Consider the following 6,581-nt stretch of genomic DNA (forward strand, 5'->3'; position numbering starts at 1 on the left):
CCAGGGCAGACCTCGCTCAAGCTGCCGAGAGAAAGCCGAGGATCAGGTAAAGCTGATCAGGCGTCATCAGCGACGGGGAGTTGCCGACATCAATATTGTCGACGAGACAGAGATCAGGGCGGGCGCGACGAGCTCGTTCCAAGGCCTTCCTCTCAACGAACTCACTCTCGCGGCTGTACATGAGCATCACGCGGGCGTCGAGCTTGGCCATCATTGGGAACAGGTCATACTCGCGCCCGGTCATCGCCTCGAAATTTCCGGTCGTGGCGGGATCGAACCCAAATCGAAAGCCGCCCGGACCTGAAGCAATTCTGTTGTCGATGAAACGGTCCAAAACCGGCTGTTCGACCTGCACCATGCTCGGCTTTGAGGCGCGAAGATATTCCCTCGCTGCAGCGCGCGTCTCGAAAATGAGCGTGCTTTCCTGGATCACCTCTCGCCGCAGCGCGTCGACTCTCGGTCCGCCGATCATTGGGACATCATTGAGGACAATCTTATCGACGCGGCCCCGGTTCGTGTACAGGAACAGAATCAGGATCAAACCGCCCCACGATGTGCCGACGAAATGGTTCTCCTTGCCGGCAAATTGACCGAGCGCCCGCAAGCACCTCGAATAGACTTCGATGTCGTAACCCGACCCCAGATAGGCGCTGCGCCCACGGCCGAGCAGGTCAGGGCAAATTACCAAATAGCCGTTGCGGCAGAGGAAGGCCGCCAGATAGTCGAAATCGGCTCCATTGCCGGTGAACCCGTGCAGACAAAAAACGGTGCCGCGCGGCTGGGCTGCCGGCTGCCAGATGCGCACGAACATCGACGCATAGCGGTCGCCAAGGCGGATGAGGATTTCCTGGGTCAGCGCCTCGATGGACACTACCTTGTCCATCATGCGTCCCGCTTGCGGACGGCGCGCTTCATGGAGCCGCGCGCATCGATAAAGTCGCGCTTCCAGTAGACGGATTTGTCGGGGTTGAGCAGCTTCGCCTCTTTGATCAAGGGCAGGATGTGCGAGGATGAGCGCGTCACCATTATCGTAGCGGCAACGGAGTTGCCACTGGGATCGGAATTGAGCGGACCATTGTTCGCGACCCACGCCTCAGCAATTTCGCTGCTGGTCACGATCCATCCCAAATAGGCAACGATTGCATCGTCGATCGAGCCGATCAGATGCGTCTGCTGCTCGAGCTGGTAACGAAGCGACTTCACCATCTGGCCGAATTCATAGCCGTCGAATGGCGGATAGTGAGCGATGAAGTTGCAGACAAGCCCGAGCGAGACCGGGTTGAAAGGAACGCGGGTGAAGAGGAGATTGCTCATGCGGACTCGGGGGTTGGAAACGGGCGCGAGATTATGCTGAGCAGCCAAGGTAGGGCTAGTGCGGAAATGGGAATCGACCGCCGGCACCGCCGCAATGCTTGGACTGCAGCCGTCCAATGCTTGCGCTACCCCTTGACGGGCAGTTCCCTCACTTCTGCCGGAAGGCCGTATGCAGCGACGTGGTCAGCGGCCCCAGAATGTAGTCCAGCGCGGTGCGTTCCTCGGTGACGATCATGACCTGCGCCGGCATGCCGGGATAGAGCTGGATCTGCGGCGCGGCGGCGAGTTCCTGCTGATTCACCGCCACGTCGGCAACGTAATAGGGAAAGCCGGTCTTGGCATCGGTGACGCGGTCCGCTGAGACGCGGGTGACGCGGCCGTGGATGACCGGCGTCGTGCGCTGCTTGTACGAGGTGAAGCGGACCTCGGCCGTCATGTCGGCGCGCAGGCTGGATATGTCCTCGACCTTGACCTGCGCTTGAACGATCAGCGAATTCCTGGTCGGCACGATATCCAAAATGGTCTGGCCGGGCGCGACGATCGCGCCGGTCGAAAAGACGGTCAAGTCCATCACCTGGCCGTCATAGGGCGCGCGCACTTCGGCGCGGTCCACCGTGGCCTGTGCGGCAAACATCTTCGGCACCAGATCGGCAAGGTTCGACTGGGTGTCGATCAGCATGGCCGAAAGTTTTGCGCGACGCTCGTTGGTGAGCTGCGCGATCTGGCTTTCGAGTTCGGCCTTGCTCTGGCGATTTCCGGCGATCTCGCCGAGCGCCTGGTCGATCAGGCCCTGCAGATCGGAGGCCGAGCGGTCGAGCTCCAGGATACGCGGCTTCGTCGTCAGTCCCGCCTTCAGCAGCTTGTTGAGGCTTGCCTTTTCGTCGATCGTCGACTTGAGCTGCGCGCGAAAGGATTCGACGCGCGCCTGCTTGCCATCGATCTGCTCGTCGAGCTCGGCGATGCGCTTCTGCAGGATCTGCCTGGCGCCGGCCATCGAGGCGCGCTGGCTCTCGAGGTCGGCAATCTGGTTGGCCATGGCGTCCTGCAGATAGGCCTGGTGCTCGGCGGTGATGTCGTTCGGGAAGGCAACCGCCTCATGGCCGTCCAGCTCGGCGCGGATGCGGGCATCGGTGGCGCGCAGCAGCGCATATTGCTGGGAATAGAGGTTGAATTCCGACCGGGCGCGGGTGTCGTCGAGCAGCACCAGCACATCGCCGGCCTTGACGATGTCGCCATCCTTGACCCGGATTTCCTTCACCGTGCCGCCATCGAAATGCTGGACGCTCTTGCGGTTGCCTTCGACCTTCACCACCGCATCGGCAAGCACCGCGCCATTGAGCGGCGCGACCGCGGCCCAGCCGCCGAACACGCCGAAGAAGGCGGCGATGATGAGCAGGCCGATCCACACCGGTGCCCGGATCGAGTCCGCATTGGCGCCCGCATCTTCGGTGCCGGCGAGGTTGCGATAGGTAGCGGCGATATCGGTCATTGGGCCGCCACCGTGATCGGTGCCGCGCGCTGGTTGAGCAGCGCCACGATCTCGTTTCTCATGCCGAAGGCTTCGACCGCGCCATCCCGCAAGAGCAGGATCTTGTCGACATTGGCCAAAGTCGAGGGCCGGTGCGAGACGATTATCACCGTGCTGCCGCGACGCTTCAGCTCCAGCGCGCATTCGGCCAGGGCGCGATCGCCGTCGGCATCGAGATTGGAGCTCGGCTCGTCGAGCACGATGAGGTTCGGCAGGCCGAAGACGGCGCGGGCAAGCGCGATGCGCTGCCGGTAGCCGCCGGACAGCACCGCCCCGCCCTCGCCGATCTGCGTCTCGTAGCCTTGCGGCAGCCGGATAATCATCTCATGCACGCCGGCGAGCCGTGCCGCCTCGATCACCTCGCGGTCGACATCGGTCTTGAAGCGGCCGATATTGGCGGCCACCGTATCTGAAAACAGCTCGATGTCCTGCGGCAGGTAGCCGATATGGTCGCCGAGCGCCTCCCTTCCCCACTGCGTCATGTCGGCGCCATCGAGCCTGACCGTGCCGCGGCTCGGCTGCATGATGCCGGCTAGGTGACGCGCCAGCGTCGACTTGCCGGCGCCGGAAGGGCCGACGATGCCGAGCGCCTCGCCTGCTTCGAGCCGGAACGACACATCGCGCAGCAGCACCTTCTGTAGGCTGGGAATGGCGAAGCTCAACTGCTCGACGGCGACCTTGCCGGAGGGCTTCGGCAGGTTGAACGATCGTTCGCCCTGCGCGCCGCCGTCCAGCAGCCTCTCGACCCTGCCAAGGGCGGCCCGCGCCAGGATCAGGCTGCGCCAGAGGCCGACGATCTGCTCGACCGGCTGCAGCCCCCTGCCCAGCAGCAGGCTGGCCGCAAACATCGAGCCGCCGGTGATCTGCCGCTCGATCACCAGATAGGCGCCGAGGCCGAGGATAAGCGACTGCATGGTGAGGCGCAGGAAGCGGATCAGCCCGGACATGACCGCTGCCCGGTCGCTCGCCCGCCCCTGCTGGCCGAGCGCCAGGCCGCGATCGCGCCCCCAGCGCCGGACGAGGCCGTCGATCATGCCCATGGCGCGGATGACTTCCGCGTTCCTGAGGCTCATTTCGGTGAAATTGTAGTTGGCCGTGGCAAGGTCGTTGGCCTGCTTCAGCGGCGCCCGCACGATATATTCGTTGAGCACCGCCATGGCGATGAGAAGCAGCGAGGAGCCCAACGCGAAGAAGCCGAGCCAGGGATGCAGGAGGAAGATGATGCCGATATAGATCGGCGACCAGGGCAGGTCGAACAGGGCATGGATACCGCTGCCGGTGATCACCTGCCGGAAGGTGTCGAAATCGCGGATCGGCTGGCTTGGCGAGGCACCCTGCGACGGGGTCTCGACGGAAGCCGCCAGGATCCTGGCCGAAAGCAGCCGGTCGAGCCGCGCGCTGGCGCGCGTCAGGATCGCGGCGCGCACGAGGTCCAGACCGGCGAGCGCCAGGAACGCCGCAAGCAGCACCAGCGTCAGCATCACCAGCGTCGTCTCGCTGCCGCTGGTGACCACCCGGTCGTAGATCTGCAGCATGTAGAGCGGCGATGCGAGGTAAAGCAGGTTGATGGCCAGGCTGAACACCGCCGCAAACAGGAAATAGCGGCGGCAGGCGCGAAGCGCTTCCCTGACGATCCTGGATTTGTTGTCGAGACTCAAAAAATACCCAGCGGCAGAACCGCCCCCTGTTCAAACTGCATGCCCGGAACGATACTACTCCGGATCCCTCGCCCGGCCACGCGATCCGCTCGTAAACCTGTCGTAAACCTTAATTCGTAAGCTGAATCCTGGGGTAGCGGGATACGAGGTGAGCCGCGCGGGCGCGGCTCACCTCTTTGGTTACAGCACGAAGTCGCTGGCCGTCAGTCCGAGGTTGACGCCAGTCAGCGTGATCTGGAATTCGGTGTCTGCGGTGTTTCCGTTCACATCGGCTCGAACGATCGTGTTGCCGCCGACTTCGGACCAAGTGATGCTGTTGGCGACGGTGGCCGAGGTCTGACCGCCGAACAGGAAGGCCTGATCGCCGCCGCTGACCGTATTGGCATCGATCGATGACAGGTCGATCTTGTCGACGCTATGGACGAAGTCGGTGATGGTGTCGAAGTTGCCGGCGCCAGGGGCGGAATCCGTTACAGTCGAGCCATAGCGGAACGTATCGTTGCCGGCGCCACCCGTGAGCGTATCGGCGCCAATACCGCCAACAAGGATATCGTTGCCATCGCCGCCGTTCAGCGTGTCATTGCCGCTCTGGCCGAACAGTGTATCGTTGCCGGCCAAACCGAAAATCTGATCCACGCCGCCGTTGCCATAGAGGATGTCGTCTGCACCGGCGGCGCCATTGAGTGAATTGGGAGTATTACCGTTGCTGCCGGTGATGACCTGGAAGGTCTCAGAATACTGATAGGCGGGTCCGATCGGGTCGCCAACCTGGGTGGCCTGTATGGTCACCGAGAAGGTCTTGCTTGGCGAAAGATCTCCCGAGCTCAGGGTGTTCCCCGAGACCGAGAACAGGCCTGCATCCGACTGCGAAGTGATGCTGTAAACGAAGCTGCCCGGATCCGGATCGGTGGCGCTCAGTGTTCCGGTGAACTGGAACGAGCTGAAGTTCACATCCCCGGTGGTGGTGCTTGGTGTAAGCTGGATGTCAGTCGGAGCAAAGCGCGGTGCGCCGTCGTCAGCGCCATTAATGGTAATCGAGACCAGTTTCGCCGTGCCGTCCTCGGAGAAGACAGTAAAGCTGTCGCTCAAGGACTGGCTGCCGGTCAAGGCATTGACCGTCGGATTCGAGTTGTCGAGCGTGTAGGTCCAGACTCCCGCGGCGGTCACGGTGTAGCTGCCGTAGCCGAGCGCGCTGGCCGTCGCTGAATTGACGGCCTGGAAGGCGTCCGTACTGTTGTCGACATCAGCCGACAGAAGGTCCCCGGTGGCGGTCGGCGTGCCTCCGCCATTGGAGGTGCCCGCTTCGATGACGGTCCCCGCCGAGGTGCCGCTGATCACCGCGGCGTCGTTGGCGCCGTGGATGGTGATGTCTATCACCTGCTGCGTGCCGTCGACGGTCGAGACCGTCACCAGTTCATGCAGCGTGGTGTTCGCGCCGCTGCTGTTGAGCGCCTGAACGGTCGCATTGTTGTCGTCGAGCGTGTAGCTCCAGGCGCCGTTGGCATCGATCGAGAAAGTGCCATAGCTTTTGGCGACTGCGGCCTGCATGTTGAAGGTCGCGGGATTGTCCACGTCGGTCGCATTGAGGTCGCCCGAAGCGAAAGCATCGCCAGGTGTGCCGTTGGCGACGCCGCTCTTCTCCGTGACTGAGACATCCTGGGCGCCGTTGACGGTGATCACCGCCGCGTCGTTGGCGCCGTTGATCGAGATGACGATGTTCTGCTGGGTGCCGTCTGAGGTCTGCACGGTGATGGTGTCGGTCAGCGCCGGATCGCCGGCGTTGAGCGCCTGCACCGCGGCATCGTTCTCGTTGAGCGCGTAGCTCCACTCGCCGGCGGCATTGATGGTCAGCGTGCCGTGCACGCCGTTGCTTACCACCGAGAAGTCGGTGTCGCTGTCGACGTCGCTGGCGTCGAGGTCGCCGGTCGCCGGCGAGGTGCCGGCCGTGCCATTGGCAACGCCGGAGGCCTCGGTGACCGAGCCGCTCGCATCGCCGGTGATCACCGCCGCGTCGTTGGTGCCGGTGATGGTCACCGTCACCGTCCCCGTCGCCGTGCCGTCCTGGCTCGTCACCGTGAAGC

The 6,581-nt window shown here is 63.4% G+C and carries 5 protein-coding genes; all 5 read right to left on the reverse strand.

From position 1 onward, the window contains the following. Positions 1–16: 16 nt before the first annotated feature. The gene (locus P9217_RS24765) at positions 17–883 is read right to left on the reverse strand and encodes an alpha/beta hydrolase (protein WP_278088137.1); all 867 of its coding nucleotides are present in this window, start codon (positions 881–883) and stop codon (positions 17–19) included. Next, positions 883–1,314 (reverse strand): hypothetical protein, encoded by a 432-nt coding sequence (locus P9217_RS24770; RefSeq protein ID WP_278088138.1) that lies wholly within the window; start codon positions 1,312–1,314, stop codon positions 883–885. Before P9217_RS24770 ends, P9217_RS24765 begins: the two co-directional genes overlap by 1 nt. Positions 1,315–1,462: 148 nt before the next feature. Further along, positions 1,463–2,803 (reverse strand): HlyD family type I secretion periplasmic adaptor subunit, encoded by a 1,341-nt coding sequence (locus tag P9217_RS24775; RefSeq protein ID WP_095824821.1) that lies wholly within the window; start codon positions 2,801–2,803, stop codon positions 1,463–1,465. Next, positions 2,800–4,500, reverse strand: coding sequence for a type I secretion system permease/ATPase (locus P9217_RS24780; protein ID WP_278088139.1), 1,701 nt, complete (start codon positions 4,498–4,500; stop codon positions 2,800–2,802). The genes P9217_RS24775 and P9217_RS24780 overlap by 4 nt, the downstream gene beginning before the upstream one ends. Positions 4,501–4,680: 180 nt before the next feature. Continuing rightward, positions 4,681–6,581, reverse strand: a 1,901-nt coding sequence (locus P9217_RS24785) for a VCBS domain-containing protein (RefSeq protein ID WP_278088317.1), incomplete at its 5' end; no start/stop codon positions are given.

Source organism: Mesorhizobium sp. WSM4989 (assembly GCF_029625795.1).
In the GTDB taxonomy this organism is placed as follows: domain Bacteria; phylum Pseudomonadota; class Alphaproteobacteria; order Rhizobiales; family Rhizobiaceae; genus Mesorhizobium.